Consider the following 20,840-nt stretch of genomic DNA (forward strand, 5'->3'; position numbering starts at 1 on the left):
AAAAATGTGTTTATATTTGTGGCGAGGTATTCAGACCTCAATTCGAGCCATTCACCTGCCAAACGGTGATGCGCTGCGCTGGCTAATACAACAAGGAGAACGCCATGCTGATCGATGTCCACGCCCATTTGCTGACGGAAGGCATGCTGAACCGCCACGAGTTCTGGGGGCCCTTCATGAAAGTGCAGGGGTTGACCGTGGGGCACTTTTCCCTCGGGACCAAACAACCGGCCAAGGCCGCGACGGATGCCGAAGCGCAGGCCAATATCCTGGCGCGCATGAGCCACGCCAGCCGGCGCAAACTAATGGCGGAGCGAGGCGTGGATAAACTGGTGATGTCCACGCCGTCGCACTGCTTCATGTATTGGGCTGGTGATTTCGCCAATGAATATGCACGCATCTGCAATGACGAGTTGTCGGCGTTCTGTCGTGCTGATCCGGATCACTTCGACTTCTGGTGCCACGCCAACCTGGCGGACCCTCAGAATGCCACCAGGGAAATCGAACGTGCGGTGACCCAACTCGGCGCCAAGGGTGTCTGCGTGGGTGGGGCCAACTTCAATGGCCTGGAGGCTCACGACGAACGCCTGTTTCCCGTCTGGGAAAAGCTCACTCAACTCGATGTACCGATCATGGTGCACGGCTTCAACCAGTCGATTTACTGGGGTGAAAAACACACCGACGACAAGTTTGAAACCACCTCGATCGTGGGGGATTGCGTCGATGAAACCCTGTTCTTCTGGTACCTGATCTGCGGCGGTGCCCTGGACGTTTTCCCGACCCTGAAGACCTACATCACCCATGCCGGCGGCATGGCGGTTTTCCAGCTGGGGCGCTTGAGCGAACTCAACCGGGCCATGGCACCGGATTCACGAAATAAACGACCACTGCTGGAATACATGCAGAACTTCTATTTCGACCTCGATGTGCATGCCCCTGGGCTGCGCCGTGGCGTGGCGGAGGTGGTCGGCGCAGATCGCCTGCTGTACGGGACCAATTTCGGTGGTGCCTACGACCATGGCGATCTGACGGAAGGACTGGGCCTGTCCACCCATGACCGCGAGCGGATTCGCAGCGGCAACGCTATTGAGTTGCTCAAGTTGAGCGTGCCGGCCAGCGCCAATCGGGTGCTGACGCCGTGACGGGCGGCTTGCCGAGCGTACCGGCCGGGCGGCCTTATCCGCAGCGTGACGGCCGTCTGCCTCGTTACCTTGACGAGGTCTCGGCGGCGTGGCTTACGCGGCTATTGCAGCCGCGCTACCCGGGCATAGAAGTGCTGGCGCTGTCTGCGGTGGAGGTGCGCAATGGGCACACTACCAAATACCGCGTCAGACTCCAATTGAACGAGGTCGGACAACGCGCGGGAATTCCCGCGCATGTTTGCCTGAAGTCGAATTGGTCCGAGGGGTTTGAAAGCGGTGATATCTGCGAGCTCGAATCACGCTTTTATCATTTGGCCCACGGTTGGACCGACGCCCCTTTGCCGGCCACTTATTTCACTGACTGGGACGCCGATGGGGGTGGCCGTGGTGTGGTGATGATGGAGGACCTCGGGCTGGCGGCCGGGCAATTCGGTCACAGTACCGATCATCTGGGTGTGGACGGTGTTGCTCGGGGGCTGGAATCGCTGGCCTCCCTGCACGGCGCCACTTGGGGTCATTCGAGTTTGCAGGCGCAGGACTGGTTACCGGTGTCGATGGCCAACCCGGTGGACTGTGACGGCTTGCTGCGCATGTACAACTACATCAAGGTCAATCTGCGCAAACCGGACTACCGGCGTGTGCTGCCGGCGTGGATGTACGAGACACCGGAGTTGTTCAGTCATGCGTTCGATGAATTGGCGGCCTTTGAGCGGGAGCAGACTTCGCCCGGTTGTGTCATCCACGGCGATTCGCATCAGGGCAACAGTTTTCTGCGCAGCGATGGTCAACGCATCTGGCTGGACTGGCAGCTGGCTCGTCGCGGTCGGCCATGGCGGGATGTCGCGTATTTCATGATCGGCGCATTGACAGTGGCCGAGCGCGAGGCTGACGCTCAGCGTCTGCTTCGGGTATACCGGGAGAAGTTGCTCAGTCTCGGTGCCGAGGGTGTGCTCGATCAGGATGCCGCTTGGGAGCAATTACGCCGATGGCCGGTCTGGGGCATGCAGACGTGGATGTCGAACATGGATGATTGGGGACAATCGGGCTTGCCGATGGTGGAGCGTTTTTTTGCTGCTGCCGAGGATTTCGACACCGTGCGCTTGCTGACTCATCGCCGAAAACCACGTCGAACGCCGATACTGGGGCAGGGCGCGCGGCCGTTGACGTCAGCCTATCAACATTTACTGGAGGATTGAGCTTGCTCCATCAGGAAATATTGCGATTAAAGGGCGCGGACAATTTTCGCAGCCTCAAAGGCATGGTCGCCCGCTGCGGGCGACGTATCGGCAGCGATGCGCTATTGCGTGCAGACCAGTTGCACAGTTTGACTGATGAAGACTGGCAGACGCTTCAACGCCTGGGATTACGGACAGTCTGCGATTTACGCAGTAACGGCGAGCGGGATCGTTACCCCAATCGGGTGCCTGACGCTGCAATCAAGCAACTTCACCTGGAAGTCCTCGGTGATGTACGTGCCGATCCGCGTGTTGCTGCGATGCTCACAGACAACCCCAAGGCAGAAGACGCGCAGGACATGATGCTGGCGGTCTATCGGCAACTGCCGGGCTTGCTGGCGCCCCTGCTGCCGACATTGTTCAAACTGTTCACCCAAGACAAAGGCTCGGTGCTGATTCATTGCACGGCAGGCAAGGACCGCACGGGTGTAGTGGTGATGCTGCTGCTACATGCCCTTGGTGTGGCGCCTGAAAGCATCATGGACGACTACTTGTGCTCGGCGCGACGCTTCAGTCAGTTGAGTGCAGCACGCCAGGAGGCGATCAGTCACGCGGTGAGCAGGATGGCAGGTCGGTCGGTCAGTGAGGCGGCATTGGACGCAATACTGGATGCCCGACCTGAGTATTTGAATGCTGCCTATCGGGTCATCGAAGCCGAATATGGTGGCCTGGACCGCTATCTGCAACGCTTCAGCGGCTTGAGTCCCGCCGATTTTCAGACATTGCGCGATGCTTTGCTGATCGCCTGAGTGACTGCGCGGGTTTGGACCCGCGCGGGCTTCGATTGCGCCAATCCGATCCCCAGCAGAATCAATCCACCTCCCACTGCGTGGTACAGATGCAACGTTTCCCCAAGCAGGCTGATCGCCAGGATCGCCGTGAACAGGGGGACCAGATTCATCAACACCGCGGTCTTTTCTGCCCCCAGGTTTTGCAGGCCACGCATCCACAGGCCAGGCGCCAGTGCCGAAGCGAACAGACCAGCGAAAAGTACCAGCGGGATGTTCTCGGCCGTCAGGGCTATCGAGGGCGCCAGCACAAAAGGTGGAATCAGTAACAGCGTGCCGCAGAGAATCTGCACATAGAGGCTTTCCCAGGTCGGCAGGGGTATTTGCCAACGTTTCACCAGCACGCAGTACAGGGAATAAGACAGCGAAGCCAGCAGCATCATGAGTTCACCCTGGCCTACGCCATGCTGCCAAAGCGACGGCAGGTTTCCGGCTGCCAGTAACCAGGCCAAACCGGCAAACGAAATCAGGGCGCCGATCAGCAATGACGCTGTCGGACGGGTATTGAGTACCGGAAAAGCCAGCAGCACGGTGAGCAGGGGCATGGTTGCCAAAATCAGTCCCATGGACGTAGCGGTAACGGTATACGCGGCAAAATAGGCCAACGACTGGTAGAGCGACATGCCAAGCAGGCCCAGCAACAGCAGTTTGGGTAGATGAGGACGAATCTGCCGGCGCAAGCGCCAAACCCTGGGCAATACCACCGGTGACAATACCAACAGGGCGGTCAACCAGCGATAGAAGGAAATCGCCGCCGGATCGATAATTCCGACCGACAGGCGATTGACCACCGTACTGGCAGCCCAGATCAGTGTGGCAAGAATGGGGAGCAACAAGTTCATTGCAGTGCGCCGACGTGAGAGATGCGCCGGGCGCACCGGGACCATCAGCCAGTTGCCTGGCTGTCCGAGAGTTCCAGAAAACGCAATCGGGTTATTCGCTCGCCGCGTTGCGTGCCGCAATGGCAGCGGCAAAATCGCGCTTGAGAGTCGGGAAATAGGCTATCTGCCCACCCATGCCGCCAGCGATGTCGATCGAGGCCGCGCTGATGAAACTGGCGTATTCGCTGGCGAGGAAAAGCGCCATGCCGGCGACGTCTTCAGGTTTGCCGTAGCGTCCCAGCGGTACGACCTTCATCACCATGGCGTCAAACTCCTCACGGCTGACCCCAGGCCCCATTTCCTTGTAGTGACGATCCCACTGACCGGTATCGATCCAGCCCATGTTCAGGCTGTTGACCAGTATGTTGTCCTTGGGCAACGACATACCCAACGAGCGGGAGAGGGCGATGCAGGATGCACGGTTGATGACCGAAGGAATGCCGTCAGGCGTCGGAATGGCGCCGGCCAGGGCATTTATTTCGATGATTCGTCCCCAGCGTTGCTCACGCATGTACGGCACCACGGCCTGAACGAAGCGGAAATGCCCCATCTGCAGGATGTTCGCGTGTTCGAGAATGGCTTCCGGGGTCAGGGTGTCGATATTGCCGCTACGACCCTGGCCCGCGTTGTTCACCAGAACATCAACACCGCCCCAACTGCTGGCCACTTCTGCCACAAACGCCTTGACGCCTTCGGTGTCGGTTACGTCCACAACCCGGGCAATGACCGCCTGGGCGTGTTCTGCAAGCAACTCCCCGGCTTCGCGGACCGCTGTCTCGCTGCGGGCGCAGATCGCTACCCGTGCGCCTTCAGCGGCGAACGCCTTGGCAATGGCTAAACCGATGCCCCGGGAAGCGCCCGTGACGATGACGCGTTTGGCGCTCAAATCAATGTTCATGATGGCTCCTTTTGTTTTTTTCCAGGGATTCGTAGCGCCTGCCGGCTGCCAGACACCGCCCAATCCGTGGGTATGCCGGGGCTATTGAAAGCCGAAAGGAGAAAATCGTCAAAGTTTATTTGAACAATTATGAGTTATATGTGCAGTATTAGGCCTGCCATCTCCTCTGATTGAACCTAAGGGCCACAATTTTGAGGTTGAAATTCTGAATGTAGAATGTGAATCTTTATGTGGAATTTTGCTTGATGATCCGCTAGGGTAGCTTTCAGCTGAAGAGGAAGGTGGTCCTGGATGCTTGCCAGGCCTCATGAGCGGGGTTTTTGGAGGCTTTTGCGGCGATCGTGCGGGATGTTGCGGATCGCTGAAATGGATGTTTGTGTGCACTTAACGACTGAAAATAAAAATAAAAGGGTAGTGTGTATGAAAAAGAAGACCAATCAGGGTCGGCGGGTTCTGACTCAAGGTGCGCTCACACTGTTGATGGTTGGCAGTGCGCAAGGCTTGATGGCAGCCTCGTTCGACATGCCGAACCCGGACTACCGCGTGCGTTGGGACAATACGATCCGTTACAACCTGGGCATGCGGACGGATAGTCAAGACAGCCACATCATGAAAACGCCGAACTTCGACGAATCGGATGGGAAGTTCGATAAAAACGATATTGTGACAAATCGCCTCGATGTGTTAACAGAGTTCGACTTTTCCTATCTGAACGATTGGGGTGCGCGCCTCAGTGCGGCTGGCTGGTTTGACCAGGCTTATGCTGACGACGACGTTCGCAGCAATGTCCCGGGCTTTGCGACCAGCTATCACAACAACAAATACAGCGATGAAGTGGACCGCTACATGCACGGCCCATCGGGCGAGATCCTCGATGCGTTTCTGTGGCGCAACTTCAACATCGGTGACGTGCCGGTCAACGTGAAGGCCGGTCGTCATACCAACTATTGGGGTGAGAGCCTGCTGTTCGGCGCGCACGCCGTGTCCTACTCCCAGGCACCCAGTGATGGCGTGAAGGCCTCCACCAGCCCGGGCATCGAAACCAAGGAAGTGTTCCTGCCGGTCGGTCAACTGTCGGCAAAAGCCCAGGTCACCGACAAGCTGTCCCTGGCAGCCCAGTACTTCTATGAATGGGAGCCGACCCGGATTCCTTACGGTGGCACCTATTTCGGCGCGGCGGACCCGCTGTTTGAAGGTCCGGACCAGCTGCCATTGGCCGCCAACGGTGCGACCCTGCAGCGTCAGGACTCCAAGTTCGGGCGTGATGGCAAGAACTGGGGTGTGATGGGCAAGCTCAACGTCGAGGAAATCGAATCGACCTTCGGCGCCTACTATCGTCAGTTCGACGACTACCAGCCTTGGCTGGCGCCGCAGGTCAAGGCGGCATTGGGCTCTTATCGGGTTGTCTATCCGCGAGGCGTGAAACTGGCAGGTTTGAGCTTCTCTCGTGTGTTCAATACCGTAGCAGTGGGCTCCGAGTTGTCCTATCGGATGAATGGCGCGCTGAATGCCACCGGTGTCAGTGCCCTGGATGACGAAGGCCCGCGCGGTGACACCATCCACTTTATCGCCAACGCTGTGTACGGCGTGCCGCGGAACTTCATTTCGGACAACGCCACGCTGGTCGGCGAATTCGCCTACAGCCATCTGAAGCGAGTGACCGAGCACGAAGAGTTGTACAAAGGCGTGGGCGAGGCAGGTTGCGTCAATGCCAGAACACCGACTATCCCTGGCTCCGGTGACGAGTCCGATAGCTGCTCGTCGCGTGACTACTATGCGGTCGCGGTCAACTACACCCCACAGTACATTTCAATCTTTCCGTCCTGGGATATGGACGTTCCGCTGACAGTCAATTACGGTCTGCACGGCAACGCAGCGACTGCAGGTGGCGGCAACGAAGGCGCGCTGTCGTACTCCGTCGGCGTCAAACTCACCTACGCCCAACTGTATGAGTTCGGCCTGCGTTATGCAGACACCGATGCCCGTTCCAAAACCCTGGCCAATGGCACCGTCGCCGGTAACGGCAACGTAGGCGGCACAGACCGTGGCTGGCTGGCATTTACCTTCAAGACCTCCTTCTGACAAATCCAATAAGAATCGGAGAATGTGTTCATGAAACGACAACTTGCCTTATCCATTGCCCTGATGAGCATGGCGACCTACACACTGGCGGCTGATGTCTCCGACCTTGGTAAAACCCTGACCCCGTTCGGTGCAACCAAGGCGGGCAATGCCGATGGCAGCATTCCTGCCTACGACGGAGGCCTGACCAAGGCTCCAGCTGGTTTCGTGCCTGACAGCGGTTTTTGGGTTGACCCGTTCAAGGATGAAAAGCCGTTGTTTCGTATCGATGCCAAAAACGTCGACCAATATGCGGACAAACTCAGTGAGGGGCAGAAAACCCTGATCAAGAAATACCCGACCTACTACATCGACATTTACCCAAGCCACCGTACTGCCGCCTATCCGCAGGCAGTGCTCGACGCCACTGTGCGCAATGCCAGCAGTTGCCAGATTCAGAAGGACGGCCTCGCCGTCGACCCCTCTTGCCGTGGCGGCTTGCCATTCCCGATTCCGAAAACCGGCAACGAAGTCATGTGGAACCAGCAGGTGCGCTACAAGATCGGCACCGGCTACTCCACTACCTCGTCCTCCAACAGCTGGGTCATCGATGCCAATGGTTCGATCACCAAAACTGCGGAGCAGGCGACGTTCGAAGAAACGCCTTACTACCAGGTGACCCAGTCCGATCGTGATGCGTTGATGTATGCCCGAGTGTTCTCGCGTAACGACTATCCGGCGCGTCGCTCCGGAGAAGTGGTGGTGTTGACCGACTTCCTCGATCCGCTGGCCAAGGCCCGTCGTTCCTTCAGCTACTCCCCGGGTCAGCGTCGGGTCAAGCTGGCGCCAGAGTTCGCCTTCGACACCCCGGTAGCGAGCCAGGGCGGTGTGACGCTGTTCGATGAACTGCAAATGTTCTCCGGCAGCCAGGACCGGTTCGACTACAAGCTGGTCGGCAAAAAAGAAATGTACATCCCGTACAACGCCTACAAGTTCTACTTCGGGACCAAGCAGGAAGATCAGTTCATGCCGCACCACGCCAACCCGGCGAACGAGCGTTGGGAACTGCATCGTGTGTGGGTGGTGGAAGCCACGTTGAAACCTGGCATGCGCCACGTCTACAGCAAGCGCACGTACTACCTGGATGAAGACACCTTCGGTGTTGGCCTGTATGACGCCTGGGACAAGAGCGGCGCTCTGTATCGCTCGATCTTCCTCAGTGGCGTGCAGCTCTACGACAAGAACATTCCATACAACGTGAAGAACGTCGTTTACGACTTCAACAAAGGCATGTACGCATTGCTCAATGATGCACTCAAGGGTGGTTACAAGTTCATCGACAAGCCGCTCAGCGAGCGCGATATGAACCCTGAGGCCATCGTAGCCCGGGTCACCCAGCGCTGACGTTCACCGCCTGTCCCGCCCGTTGGTTTGCGCATCAAGCCATACGGGTAGGACAGGGCGGTTCATGCCGCGCGATGGATAAGGAATAAAAATAATGATTAGCCCTTGCCCTGATTCTGTTTTCTTCTCGGCGTCGCGTCTGCTGCTGGCGATCACGCTGACCATTGGCGTGAGTGCGGCGGTGACGACGTCGCCTGCCTTTAGCGCGATCACCGTGCCTGCGGACTCGCTGGACGTGTCCGCACCACGGGTTGACGAGCGTTTGCCCGCGCCATTGCTGTCTGTCGCCAGGGCAGGCGATGCCTTGGTCAGTGTCGGATTGCATGGCCTGATCCAGCGTTCCACCGACTCGGGGAAGACCTGGCAGCAAGTCGATAGTCCGGTGTCGAGCGACCTGGTGCAGGTTCGTTTTCGCGATGAGCGCAATGGCTGGATCGTCGGTCACGACGCTTTGATTCTGCACACCACAGACGGTGGCCTTAGCTGGCAAGTCCAGCTCGATGGACGCCGGCTTCTGACGCTGCTCAACGGCTACTACGGTCCGCGTGCTGAAGCAGGCGATGAGACTGCAGCCGCATTAATCAAAGAAGTTGCAACAGCCGTCAGCACTTCGGCAACCCCCGGCGTGATGGCTGCACCCTTTCTCGATGTGATGTTCGATGCACAAGGCAATGGTTTTGCCGTCGGTGCCTTCGGCTTGCTGTTGCACAGTGCCGACGACGGCCAGCACTGGGAACCTTGGATCGAGCGCAGTGACAACGAGCGCCGCATGCACCTGTATGGCCTGGCTGAACGCGCCGGTACTTTCTATATCAGTGGTGAACAGGGCCTGTTGTTGCGCCTCGACAGTCAGCAACAACGTTTTGTCAAAATCGACACGCCCTATACCGGTACCTACTTCGGTGTTCGCGCTTTCGATCACCTGCTGCTGGCCTACGGCTTGCGCGGCAATCTGTTTGCCAGTCGTGACGATGGTCAACAATGGCAACCCGTGGAAACACACCTCAACAGCAGCCTGGTCAGCATTGTCGAGCTGGGCGAGGCGTTGGTCATCGTGAGCCAGGGAGGGCAGTTGGCCAATCTGGATCGACAGAGCTTGCAGGTCACCCCGCTGGCGGATGCGCGGGTGGGTGAGATCTACGCGGCCAGTGCCACCGAACAGGCTGGAAGCCTGGTTGTCACGCGCTTTACCGGCGCCAAGGTCATCGATATTGCCCAGGCCAAATAAGGCCGCTGGCACGATTCCTCTACGAGAAAGAAAAAATGGTCGAGCAAAAATTCAACAGCGGGATGCCAGTGATTGCCAACCTTGAGGATTTCGACAAGAACTCCGGAGGCTGGTTTGAACGGGTGATTTTCCGTCACCGCATGTTGGTCGTCATTGCCTGCCTGCTCGCTACCGTGGTGTTAGGCTTTTTCGCGACGAAGCTGCAGGTCAATGCCAGTTTCGAAAAGATGATTCCCAGCTCCAGTCCCTACATCAAGAATTACCTGGCCTACAAAGACCAGCTTCCGGGTTTGGGCAACAGTATTCGCGTAGTGGTGGAGAACAAGACCGGTGATATCTACGACGCTGACTATCTGCTGGCGTTGCAGAAGGTCAACGACACCTTGTATCTGATCCCCGGTGTCGACCGTTCCTGGATGAAGTCGCTCTGGATGCCCATCGTCCGCTGGAAAGAAGTGACGGAGGAGGGCATCGATGGCGGTGCAGTGATGCCATCGGATTACAACGGCAGTGAAAAATCGATCTCGGCGCTGCGTCGCAACATCATGCGTGCCGGCATTGTCGGCAACCTGGTGGCGAACGACAGCAAGTCGAGCATGATTGTCGCGCCGTTGCTCGACACCAACCCGCAAACGGGTAAGCCGCTGGACTACGGTGATTTTTCCCGGCAACTGGAGCAGCAGATCCGTTCGCTGGAGAGCGACAAGGTCGGTATCCACATCGTCGGCTTCAGCAAGCTGGTCGGTGACCTGATCGACGGCCTGTATTCGGTCATGCTGTTCTTCGGTGCGTCGGTGGTCATTGCCGGACTGTTTGTCTACTTCTATACCCGTTGCCTGCGCAGCACGTTGCTGCTGGTGAGTGTGGCGGTGGCCGGTGTCGTCTGGCTGCTGGGGTTGATGCAGATACTGGGTTACGACCTCGACCCTTACTCGATTCTGGTGCCGTTCCTGATCTTCGCCATCGGTATTTCCCACGGCACCCAGAAAATGAACGGCATCCTCCAGGACATCGGCCGCGGCACCCATAAGTACGTGGCGGCGCGTTATACCTTTCGCCGCCTGTTCCTCACTGGGCTGACTGCACTTCTGACCAATATCGTCGGTTTTGCGGTGCTGGTGATCATTGATATCCCGGTCATTCGCGATCTGGCCCTGACGACCAGTATTGGCGTGGCAGTCCTGATTTTCACCAAGCTCCTGCTGATTCCCGTGGCGCTTTCGTATCTCGGTGTCAGCAAGAAAGCCGCACGTATTGCCATTGCCAAAGATCAGGCCGGCGAGGCCAATCGCGGTGTGCTCGGGCGCATCTGGCATGGCCTGGACCGGTTCACCGAGAGGCCAATGGCCACGGCTGTGATTGGTTTGTCGTTGCTGGTGACGCTGGCCGGCAGCGTGGTGATGATGCATTTGAAGGTGGGCGACCTTGATCCGGGTGCGCCCGAGTTGCGCGCCGATTCCCGCTACAACCGCGACAACGCCTACATCACCGCCAATTATGGGCTGTCCAGTGACCAGTTCGTGGTCATCATGAAGACCAATGAGGACAGCTGCCGCCTGTACCAGTCCCTGCAAAGCATGGACAAGCTGGCCTGGCGCCTGCGCCAGACGCCAGGCGTACAGACCACGCAATCGCTGGCCGAAACCGTGCGCATGATCAGTTCCGGCATGGCCGAAGGCAGCCCGAAATGGCTGAGCATCAGCCGCGACCAGGCCATTACCAACTCGGCGGTGGATGCCGCCATGATTTCCGCTCCGGGGATCACCAACCAGCAATGCTCGGTAACGCCGATCATTGCCTACCTGGCAGACCACAAGGCCGATACGTTGAGCCGGGTGCTGCAAGTCTCCGAGGACTTTGCCAAGGACAACAGCACGGCCGCGAATGCCGAACAGCCCATCGAGTTCCTGCTGGCCGCGGGCAATGCCGGCATCGAAGCGGCGACCAACATCGAAGTGGAGAAGGGCATCATCACCATGTACCTGGCGGTGTATGGCGCCACGGCCTTGCTCTGTCTTCTGACATTCCGCAGCTGGCGTGCGACCGTGGTGGCGCTGATTCCGCTGTTGATGACCACCATTATCTGCAAGGCGCTGATGGTCTGGCTGGGCATCGGCCTGAAAGTGGCCACCTTGCCGGTCATCGCTGTCGGTGTTGGTGTCGGCGTGGACTACGCGCTGTACCTGCTCAGTGTGCAACTGGCCGTGCAGGAACGCGGTGGCAGTCTGGCCGTCGCCTATCGCCGCTCGCTGGACTTCACCGGTCGGGTCGTCGCACTCGTCGGCCTGACCATGGCCGCCGGGGTGATTACCTGGGCCTGGTCACCGATCAAGTTTCAGGCCGACATGGGCATCCTGCTGACCTTCATGTTCCTCTGGAACATGCTCGGTGCGCTTGTACTCATCCCGGCGTTGTCGCACTACCTGCTCAATCCCAAGGGCAACTCCAAAGAAGGGTTGACCCTCGATCTGGAGGACGCCCGCGCGCAGCAGGAATCGCGCAAGCCGGCAGCCGACACCCCCCATCACGCATTGACCGAGCTAGCCATGCCACGGCGCGCTCGCTGACTAACGCATAGCCGGGCACAGACCCGGGCTGACAATTGCAAGGAGAGGACGATGTTCGAGTTATTGATGAGTGCCGACATGATGGTTCCGGATCCAGACGGCATGACGGAAATGTTGGTCGACAAGCTCGGAATCTACAAACATGAGCGCTGGCGCCAGGCGTTCGACAACCACCCGTACATTGCGCACTTTCTGCGTGTGCACAAATCCCTGGCAGTGTCGCCAACGCGCATCGAACCGCAGTGGCACCTGGATCGTCCCAATCCCGGCGACCCGTTGTTTCATGACTTTCTGGAAAGCCTGAAAACCTTCCAGGGCCACCACCGGCCGATGATCACCCACTCCATCGTGCTGGCACTGCACGGCGACAAGTTCGACGCACTGGTGGACAAGTTGATGCGCCGGCGCTTGCCGTTCCGCATGGCGCAACGCACACCGGAAATGCCGTTTGATCGCCTTTGGCTGGGCGCGACACCTGAGAAGCCGTACTACCAGCCTGACGTGGATGGTGGGTTGTGCATTGAAATCATGCCGACCGAACCGCTACAGATGCCGCCGGAAACCTATCAGTTGCCGCCGATGCAACCGCGTGATCTCAAACCCGGCGACATGGTCCGCGTGACGGCGCGTGGCTTCCTGGTCCGTGATCTGGATGAAACGCTGCGCAAGGTGTCGTCCAACCTCGACTGGGAGCCGAGCGGTCCGGTCGAAAACATCCGCAGCGAAGGTTACCGTCGTGCGCGTATGGGCTTCACCGTTCCCAACAGCGCGACCCTGGACGTGATCGAGGCGACTTACTGGAACACCGACGCCGGCCATTACGTCAATAACTGGGGGCCGGGTCCGTACTACATCCGTATCGGTGTCAACGATCTGGCCGCCAAAGCCGAAGATCTGCGCGCACGCGGCACTCGCTTCCAGTGGATTGAATCGTCGGAGGCGGTGGGTGGTCGTGCGCTGATCAAGATCGACCCGCAGGAACTTGACGGTCAGGTCTTCGAGTTCGAGGAGTGCCCTGCATGAGCACAGCGCAAAACCCGCAACTTCCTGTGTTGATCAACGAGGCCGTGCGTCTGGAGCGTGATGGCAGGGTGGGTTGGGTGGTTCTGACCCGGCCCGGTCAGATTAACGCGATCAACGATGACATTCGCCAGGGTGTTCCCCAGGCCTTGGCACTTCTGCAGAAAGACGCCGAGATTCGCGTAATCGTGATTCGCGGCGAGGGCGAACGAGGCTTTTGTGCCGGTGCCGATATCAAGGAACGCCGTGGCCCCGAGTCCAGCTTGCAGGTGCGCCAGCGCATGGAAAACGTGCGCTGGATCGAATCACTGGACCGCATCAGCAAACCGGTCATCGCCGCCATCCACGGCTATTGCATGGGAGGTGGGTTGGAACTGGTGCTGGCGTGTGACATTCGCTTCGCGACTCCGGATGCCGTTTTCGCACTGCCGGAAACCGGTCTGGGACTGATCCCTGGTGGTGGTGGTACACAGCGTCTGTCCCGGGTGGTAGCGCCAGGACAGGCATTGGACATGCTGCTCACTGGCGACCGGATGGGCGCAGAACAAGCGCAGCGCATTGGTCTGGTCAGTCGACTGGCCAGTGACAGCGCCAAGTTGCTGGAAGAAGTACGGGCCTTTGCCCAGCGCATCGCCAGCAAACCACCGACCGCCTCGGCGTATGTCAAACAGGCGGCTCGCGCGGCACTGGAAATGGACCTGAAAAGAGGCCTGGACCTGGAGCTCGATCTGTTCGCCTTGCTGGCCCCGACCAAGGACGCCCGCGAAGCGGCGCTGGCCTTCAGCGAGCGGCGCGAACCGCGTTTTACCGGCGAGTGACACGTCCCCCAAAAACAATAAGGAACGGACATGAGTACAGGAAAACTGGCAGGACGGGTGGCCATCATTACCGGCTCGGGCGGTGGTCTTGGGGCTGAGTGCGCCCGAGTACTGGCGTCCCATGGCGCGAGCATTGCGGTCGTCGATATCAACTTCGAAGGAGCAACGGCTGTTGCCCAGTCGTTGATTGCCGAGGGCCACCAGGCCCTGGCAATTGCCACGGATATTTCTTCGGAAGACGCAGTGCAGAGCATGGTTGCTCAAGTGAAGGAGCGCCTTGGCCGTATCGACATTCTGCACAACAACGCCGCCATCCTGAATGCCGAGCAACGTCAACTCGATCGTGATTTCGTCAACCTCGACATGCAGGCCTGGGACCGCGCCATCGCCGTCAACCTGCGCGGCGCTGTGCTCTGCACCAAGCATGTCATTCCGGTCATGCTGGAGCAGGGCAAGGGTTCGATCATTTACGCCACCTCGGGTCTGGGCATGCAGGGCGATATGTCCCTCACCGGCTACGCCACGTCCAAAGCGGGCTTGATGATGTTGCCGCGCATGGTGGCCTCGCAGTACGGCAAGCAAGGTATACGGGGTAACGCGGTACAAATCGGCCTGGCACCTTCAGAGCACGCCATGCCCGAACCTCTGCTCGACATCCTGCGCGATAACCACTGTACCGCCGAGCTCGGTACCCCCCGGCAAATCGCCGATGTGGTCGCCTTTTTGGCCAGCGATGAATCCTCGTTCGTCACCGGCACCACCCTGGTGGCCGACGGTGGCTTCAGCAGCCACACCCCCTCACTGGTCGCGATGCGCGCATTGTTCGCGCAGATGGGACGCACCGGCATGTAACGTTGCCCCCCGATGTGCCAAGGGTGCACCGGGGCGCCTCTTCGCCACCACAGCCGCGCTTCGTGCCGCCGTGGTTGAATGACGTCATGGAAGCAAGTGATGAATCAGAACCAAACAGCGGGAAACACTGATTTCGATGTGATCGTGGTCGGTGGTGGCACCAACGGCTTGTCGGCGGCCTGTTATCTGGGCATGGAAGGCAAGAAGGTCTTGGTCTTGGAGGCGCTGGACAAGGTCGGCGGCATGGCGTCTTCGGGGTACCTGATACCCGAAGCTCCTCAGCATCTGGTTCATCCTTGTGCACTGGACATGATGTCGATGCGTGTACACGCACATGTTCCGGCGGAACTGGGACTTGAGCGCCACGGCTTCAAGTCGGTCGAGCTGGCCCCCGGCTACGTGTACCTGCATCCGGACGGGCAGTCGCTGATTTTCTGGCGTGATCGTGAGAAAACCGCTGCCGAGATCCGCCGCTTCAGTAGCAAGGACGCCGAGGCATTTCTGGCATTCATGAAGGTAATCGACATGTTCCTCGACATTGCGCTGCCGATGATGCGTGTCGATCCGGCCAAGTCGAATCTGGGTGTCAAATTGAGGATGCTCGGTACCGCGATAAAGCACAAGGCCTTGAAGCCCGAGCTGATGGCGTTGATGACCGGCTCCGCCCTGCAGGCAGCACGCGAACGCTTCGAACATCCCGTCACCATTTCCGCGATGTGCGCATTGACGGGGCTGGCCGGTGATATCAGCGCCGATGGCGGTGGGATCTATTACGCCTTGCTGGGGTTCCTGCATCGTTTTGGCGTTGGCCGAGTGATCGGTGGCATGCAGCAATTGAGCAATGCCATGCAGTCACGTCTGGAAGAGCTGGGTGGCAAGGTGCTGGTATCGGCCAGCGTCGGTGAAATCGTTGCGAAAGACGGCCAGATCAAAGGCGTCAAATTGACCGATGGCCGCCAGTTTACCGCCCGGGCCGTGATTGCCGGCTGCCATCCAAAACCGGCGCTGGACATGGTTACTCGGGGTGAGATTCCCCAACATTTACTGACACGCATCGCCATGGCTCCAGCGAATGGCAGGGGCTCGGGACCGCTCAAGATCGACGTTGCCTTGCGCGGGCAGATTTCCGTGCCACGTTATGCCGCAGCGCGTGGGGACGGTGTGGACCTGCGCAAAACCGTTCTTTTGATCGGTACCGAAGAGGCCGTGCTGGAAAACTTTGCCGCCTGTGCCCGTGGCGAAGTACCCAAGTTGCCTTACATCACCGTGGCTGCACCGAGCGCCGCCGACCCTTCACAAGCACCGGCGGGCCAGGATGTGTTGTACATCTATCCGCCGGTCATGCCGGTGAACCCCAACGAGGGCTGGGATGCATTGCGTGAGCGGGTGGCGGATCAGGTGCAGGCGCAGTTGTACGACTATATCGATGGGATAGAGGGGCAGGTGATTGGCCGTCGCATCGAGGCCGCCCCGGATTTCACTGCGCGCTTGAACACCGTCAATGGCTGCGTAGTGCACATCGACACCACGTCGATGCGCTCAAGCACCATGCGTCCGGCTTATGGCTTGGGTGGTGATACCTTGCCGGTGGCAGGGTTGTACCTGGGCAGTGCGGGCATTCATCCGGGTGGCGGTGTAAACGGCATGGCCGGTCGACTGGCAGCCAAGCGAGTCAGCAAATACCTGAGTAAAAAGGGCAACTGAGCAGGCCTGCCCACACACCGATTTTGTTTAGTACCACGCCGACAGCCGCTAAGTGTTGTCGGCGTTTTTTTTTGCGCCCAGGGAAATGCTGGCCAGGACAAAGTCTGCCGAGTATTGGCGCCACGTGGCCATGCCTTCCGCGGAGTCAGTATCCAACCCTGCGAGCGCCGACATCGAGTAGCGGTTGGTGAACCAACCGGTAGTGACCAGCGAAGCGCTGGCCAGCAGTAGCCTCGGGTTGATATCCGCACGAAAGTCGCCGCTGGCGGCCCCGCGCAGCAGAATCCCATCGAGTTTGTTGATCAACGCGGGGGCCATTTCCAGAAAATGATTGCGAGGCGTCTGGTGCGCGTCGTGATAACGGATGCCTTCCAGCGCGAGGCTACCGAGGAAGGGGTCGAAGCGATATTGGTCGAAGAAATGATTGAGCACGGTCCGCATTGCTTGCGGTGGGGCCAGTTCTTCTACCTTCAGGTTGACCAGCTCCGACATGATGTTGCTCGAGGACTCATCCAGCACCGCCACGAACAAACCTTCCTTCGAGCCATAGTAGTGGTAGACCAGCTGCTTGGTGACGCCGGCTTCACGGGCGATCTCTTCCACTCGCGCACCGGCCAGTCCCTTCCTGGCGAACTCCACGCGCGCGGCCGCGAGCAGGCGATTCATGGTGTTGCGCTTGCCCTGTTCGCCACCTTCTCCGGCCTTTACCGCCACCTCGTACTCCTCATGCCTGATGGGTTCTGACAATTCACACTTTGAAGCATTTTACCGGTGGGCTTCGTTTGACCCCGAGTCAAACGAAGCGGGCCACCTGTGCCGACACAACCGCATACCATAGATCGGCAGCCGGGCAATCTTGGTGTGCAAGCAGAAGAAAAACAAGACAGGAGATCCTGATGAGCAACGAAAGCGCAGCACTGGACCTGGCAACCGCCTATTCCGCGGTATCGGAAATGTATCGTGGCACCGACCTCGATATTCACGCGGTGTGCCGCCAACAGCGCTTGAAGTCGCCGATCTATGAGGGCGATTTCATCACTCAATTCGGTGTCCCGACCAATGCCGGTACCCAGCAGGGCACTCGCCCGACCTACGCCTTGTTCAAATATCAGGACGTGATGGCTGTTCTGCGCGATGGCGCGACTTACACCAGCGGTTTCATTGCCGAAGGCCTCGGCGCGTTTTTCGATGGTCTGATCATCCTGGCCATGGACGGCGACGAGCACCGCAAGGTACGTGCCTTGCTGCAACCGGCGTTCATGCCGGACACCGTGAACAAATGGCGCCCGCAAATCGACCAGGTGATTCGCGAAGAATACATCCAGCCGATGCTGCCCGCGAAGAAGGCCGACCTGATGAAGTTCGGCCTGGAACTGCCGATTCGTGTCATGTACGCCTTGATGGGTTTTCCTTCGGACGAACCGTCCAAATACAAGCAATACGCCGCCTGGGCATTGGCGATTGTCGGTGGCAACCAGATCGATCCGGACAAAATGGTCGAGGCGCGGCGTCAGGCCGGTATCGCCGTCAAAGGTTTGTATGACGCCCTGGAAGAAGTCGTGGTGCAACGTCGTGCCGATGGCAGCCAGGGTGACGACGTGATCGGCCGCTTGCTGCGCGCCGAATACGAAGGCCGCACGCTGGATGACCACGAAGTCATCACCTTCACCCGCTCATTGCTGCCGGCTGCTGGCGAAACCACCACGCGTATGTTCGGTTCGGTCATGACGCTGCTACTCACTACGCCCGGATTGCTGGATCGGGTGAAAGCCGATCGATCGCTGATCGGCAAGTTGATGGACGAAACCACGCGCTTTGAGCCGGTGGCCACCTTCAAGGTGCGCGAGACCGCCAAGGAAGTGGAGTTTCATGGTGTGAAGATTCCCAAGGGTTCTTTCGTCCAATGCATGGTGGTCTCTGCCAACCGTGACGAAGACGCCTTCGAAAACCCGGATGTCTTTGACATTGACCGTAAACCAAAGCCGTCCTTCGGTTTCGGTTTCGGCCCGCACATGTGCATCGGCCAGTTCGTTGCCAAGGTTGAAATCAGTTGCGCGGTCAACGCGATTCTCGACCTGTTCCCCAACTTGCGTCTCGACCCGAACGAACCTGTACCGCAGATCGCCGGGGCACAGCTGCGTGGGGTTTCCAAACTGCCAGTGATCTGGGACTGAGCCGGATTACAGCACCGTTTCCAAGCCTCAACAAAAACAACAGAGGGCACTATGAGAACGTTCAAAACCATTCCAGAGCGCGGTGATTTCGGCTTTCAACAACTGGTCGGGCCGCACAAAGTGACCGGCGCCTCGATGTCGGCCGAGCGCGGCTTCTTTGGCCTGCACCTGAGCAAGAGTTCGCCGTTCGGATCGGTGCGCGACGAGCAGGGCAACATTTATTCATTCGTCCGCTCGCTGATGGCGCCCAATGGCACGCCAAATCCGACCAAATTCTTTTACCTGAACAACCACGTCGACAACGTCAACCTGCGCATGGACCACGAAAAAATGGCCAGGCAAGCGCTGACTCCCTTGCCGGTGCACAGCCTGGAAGGTGATACCGCACGCTGGGCCAGTCAGCCGGGTGAGGCCGGAAACGCCTGGGAGATCACCGCCAGCAGTGAACGCCTGACCTGGAAAGAAGAGGGTCTGTTTCACCTCGAAGGTCGCCTGCTGGGCCCGGGACTTCAGTGGTACTTGCCGGGCGTGGAGTGGGGCACCTTCTACGTTTCGCAACTGTGGGACATCGCCGGTGTGTGCGAAGGGCGCCCGGTAAAAGGTGCCATGGCCCTGGACCAGTTCTACATGGCTGAAGGTGGCGCCATCCACTTCAAGAAAGACCTGGTGGTGAACAACAACAAGCACGTGATCTGGTGGTCCTTTGTCACCGTCTACAAGGACGGCACCTGGGATACCGGCTCCTTCATGGTGGGTCACGACCACCTGGGCTACGCCATTTTCAACAATGAAAAAGGCGAAGTGCGGGTCACCACCGATATCGAAGGGCAAACCGAACACAAGGACGGCAGCTACTTCCTGAAGTCCGCGAAAATCGTGCTTGAAGGCAAGGAAGAGTGGGAGTTCTTGCCGGACGAGAAGGGCGAGATGATCGACTTTGTCGGCGGTTTCCCGATCACCGCGCAGCAAGAAGGGCGCTGGCGTCGGGTGGGTGATACCCGCGAGCCGTCGCACTGGCTGGGTTGGGGTGAGTCGGATCGGCGTAACGGTTCGGCGCGCAACGTACCCGGTAAAGACCTCTGATCTCCGAGGAAACCTGAACGCCGTCTGTAGGAGCGAGCTTGCTCGCGATGAATCTGAGAGCGCCGCTGGTCATCTGACATGTCGCCCACGCCCATCGCTAGCAAGTTCGGTCCTACGGAGATTTCGCGTTGCATCAGTAGCCTCTACTAATAACAACAATGAGGAACCGCGATGAAATTCCGTGACAAAGTAGTGCTGGTCACCGGTGCCGGTCGAGGCATGGGACGTGCCATCGCTCTGGCCTATGCCCGAGAGGGCGCCAAGGTCGTGGTATCGGCACGCACCGCTCGATATGGCGAAGAAACCATCGAACAAATCAAGGTACTGGGCGCTCAAGCCTGCCTGGTCGGCGGCGATATCGCCGATCGCGATGCGATCAAGGCGATGGTACAGGGTGGCATCGAGCACTTTGGCGGCCTGGATATCGTGGTGCATTGCGCCGCTGACACCAGTCACGGACTGATCGCTGAAATGGCCGACGATACCTTCGACCATATCGTTCGCAGCAACATTCAATCGCTGTTCTGGCTGGCCAAGGACAGTGCACCGTACCTTTCCAAGGCTGTCGACAAAGGCCGGTTGATCTTCATTTCTTCCGGCGAAGCCAACCGCAAATACACACCACGCTTGATTGCCTACGGTTCCAGCAAAGCCTTCATGAATGCATTCGCTCGTGGGCTGGCGGTGGAATTTGGTGCGATGAACATCCTGGTTAATGTCGTGGAGCCCGGGCTTATCGGCACAGACCACATGCTGGAAACCCTGGGTAACGAACTGCCGCATAAACTTGCTGCACATTTCCCGGTAGGGCGTTTGGGGGAGTCTGCGGACATTGCCAATGCCGTGTTGTTTTTGAGCTCCAACGAGGCTTCGTACATCACCGGTACTTCGCTGCTGGTGGACGGTGGCGCCACGATGATCGCGCTGCCAAAAGTCGAAGAAATCCTCAAGGGCCAATAAATCATGTCGCGTGGCCGTGAAGGCG

The 20,840-nt window shown here is 58.8% G+C and carries 17 protein-coding genes; 14 read left to right on the forward strand and 3 right to left on the reverse strand.

Going from position 1 to position 20,840, the window contains the following annotated elements; genetic code table 11:
- Window positions 1-104: 104 nt before the first annotated feature.
- Genes EIY72_RS10060 through EIY72_RS10070 form a run of 3 tightly spaced genes read left to right on the forward strand, consistent with a single transcriptional unit; the run spans window position 105 to window position 3,126 of the window.
- Entirely contained in the window at window positions 105-1,142 is a 1,038-nt protein-coding gene (locus EIY72_RS10060) for an amidohydrolase family protein (protein ID WP_093224155.1), read from the forward strand.
- Window positions 1,139-2,338, forward strand: coding sequence for a phosphotransferase family protein (locus EIY72_RS10065; RefSeq protein WP_093224152.1), 1,200 nt, complete (start codon window positions 1,139-1,141; stop codon window positions 2,336-2,338). Before EIY72_RS10060 ends, EIY72_RS10065 begins: the two co-directional genes overlap by 4 nt.
- 2 nt (window positions 2,339-2,340) lie before the next feature.
- Window positions 2,341-3,126 carry a tyrosine-protein phosphatase gene (locus tag EIY72_RS10070; protein WP_093224149.1) on the forward strand — a complete coding sequence of 262 codons (786 nt, stop codon included), beginning with the start codon at window positions 2,341-2,343 and terminating at the stop codon, window positions 3,124-3,126.
- On the opposite strand, the gene EIY72_RS10075 is transcribed toward EIY72_RS10070, so the two are convergent.
- On the reverse strand, window positions 3,093-4,007 hold the full coding sequence (locus EIY72_RS10075) for a DMT family transporter (RefSeq protein ID WP_093224146.1): 915 nt from the start codon (window positions 4,005-4,007) through the stop codon (window positions 3,093-3,095). The genes EIY72_RS10070 and EIY72_RS10075 overlap by 34 nt on opposite strands.
- A 91-nt stretch (window positions 4,008-4,098) precedes the next feature.
- The gene (locus EIY72_RS10080) at window positions 4,099-4,944 is read right to left on the reverse strand and encodes an SDR family oxidoreductase (protein WP_093224143.1); all 846 of its coding nucleotides are present in this window, start codon (window positions 4,942-4,944) and stop codon (window positions 4,099-4,101) included.
- Window positions 4,945-5,364: 420 nt separating this feature from the next.
- Between EIY72_RS10080 and EIY72_RS10085 the strand changes: the two genes are divergently transcribed.
- The 8 genes from EIY72_RS10085 to EIY72_RS10120 all read left to right on the forward strand — a co-directional run bounded on the left by EIY72_RS10085 (window position 5,365) and on the right by EIY72_RS10120 (window position 16,598).
- Window positions 5,365-7,026 (forward strand): DUF1302 domain-containing protein, encoded by a 1,662-nt coding sequence (locus EIY72_RS10085; RefSeq protein WP_093224138.1) that lies wholly within the window; start codon window positions 5,365-5,367, stop codon window positions 7,024-7,026.
- Window positions 7,027-7,056: 30 nt separating this feature from the next.
- The gene (locus tag EIY72_RS10090) at window positions 7,057-8,409 is read left to right on the forward strand and encodes a DUF1329 domain-containing protein (protein WP_093224135.1); all 1,353 of its coding nucleotides are present in this window, start codon (window positions 7,057-7,059) and stop codon (window positions 8,407-8,409) included.
- Between the two features lie 94 nt (window positions 8,410-8,503).
- Complete coding sequence (locus EIY72_RS10095; protein WP_093224132.1) at window positions 8,504-9,637, forward strand: YCF48-related protein; 1,134 nt, start codon at window positions 8,504-8,506, stop codon at window positions 9,635-9,637.
- 35 nt (window positions 9,638-9,672) lie between these two features.
- A complete protein-coding gene (locus EIY72_RS10100; protein WP_093224129.1) occupies window positions 9,673-12,204 on the forward strand; it encodes an efflux RND transporter permease subunit in 2,532 nt (843 codons plus the stop codon).
- Between the two features lie 51 nt (window positions 12,205-12,255).
- The gene (locus tag EIY72_RS10105; RefSeq protein WP_093224126.1) at window positions 12,256-13,227 is read left to right on the forward strand and encodes a VOC family protein; all 972 of its coding nucleotides are present in this window, start codon (window positions 12,256-12,258) and stop codon (window positions 13,225-13,227) included.
- On the forward strand, window positions 13,224-14,042 hold the full coding sequence (locus EIY72_RS10110; RefSeq protein ID WP_093224123.1) for an enoyl-CoA hydratase/isomerase family protein: 819 nt from the start codon (window positions 13,224-13,226) through the stop codon (window positions 14,040-14,042). The genes EIY72_RS10105 and EIY72_RS10110 overlap by 4 nt, the downstream gene beginning before the upstream one ends.
- Before the next feature lie 30 nt (window positions 14,043-14,072).
- Window positions 14,073-14,894, forward strand: coding sequence for an SDR family NAD(P)-dependent oxidoreductase (locus EIY72_RS10115; protein ID WP_093224120.1), 822 nt, complete (start codon window positions 14,073-14,075; stop codon window positions 14,892-14,894).
- Between the two features lie 99 nt (window positions 14,895-14,993).
- Entirely contained in the window at window positions 14,994-16,598 is a 1,605-nt protein-coding gene (locus EIY72_RS10120; protein WP_093224117.1) for a phytoene desaturase family protein, read from the forward strand.
- A gap of 48 nt (window positions 16,599-16,646) precedes the next feature.
- Here the strand turns inward: EIY72_RS10120 and EIY72_RS10125 are convergent, their stop codons facing one another.
- A complete protein-coding gene (locus EIY72_RS10125) occupies window positions 16,647-17,312 on the reverse strand; it encodes a TetR/AcrR family transcriptional regulator (protein ID WP_093224114.1) in 666 nt (221 codons plus the stop codon).
- Between the two features lie 182 nt (window positions 17,313-17,494).
- Here EIY72_RS10125 and EIY72_RS10130 point away from each other — a divergent pair, with 182 nt between their 5' ends.
- The 3 genes from EIY72_RS10130 (at window position 17,495) to EIY72_RS10140 (ending at window position 20,815) form a co-directional block, all read left to right on the forward strand.
- A complete protein-coding gene (locus EIY72_RS10130; protein WP_197678798.1) occupies window positions 17,495-18,772 on the forward strand; it encodes a cytochrome P450 in 1,278 nt (425 codons plus the stop codon).
- 51 nt (window positions 18,773-18,823) lie between these two features.
- A complete protein-coding gene (locus EIY72_RS10135) occupies window positions 18,824-19,855 on the forward strand; it encodes a hypothetical protein (protein ID WP_093224112.1) in 1,032 nt (343 codons plus the stop codon).
- A 171-nt stretch (window positions 19,856-20,026) separates the two neighbouring features.
- Complete coding sequence (locus EIY72_RS10140) at window positions 20,027-20,815, forward strand: SDR family NAD(P)-dependent oxidoreductase (RefSeq protein ID WP_093224110.1); 789 nt, start codon at window positions 20,027-20,029, stop codon at window positions 20,813-20,815.
- Window positions 20,816-20,840: the final 25 nt, after the last annotated feature.

It is taken from the genome of Pseudomonas vancouverensis (genome assembly GCF_004348895.1).
GTDB lineage: Bacteria > Pseudomonadota > Gammaproteobacteria > Pseudomonadales > Pseudomonadaceae > Aquipseudomonas > Aquipseudomonas vancouverensis.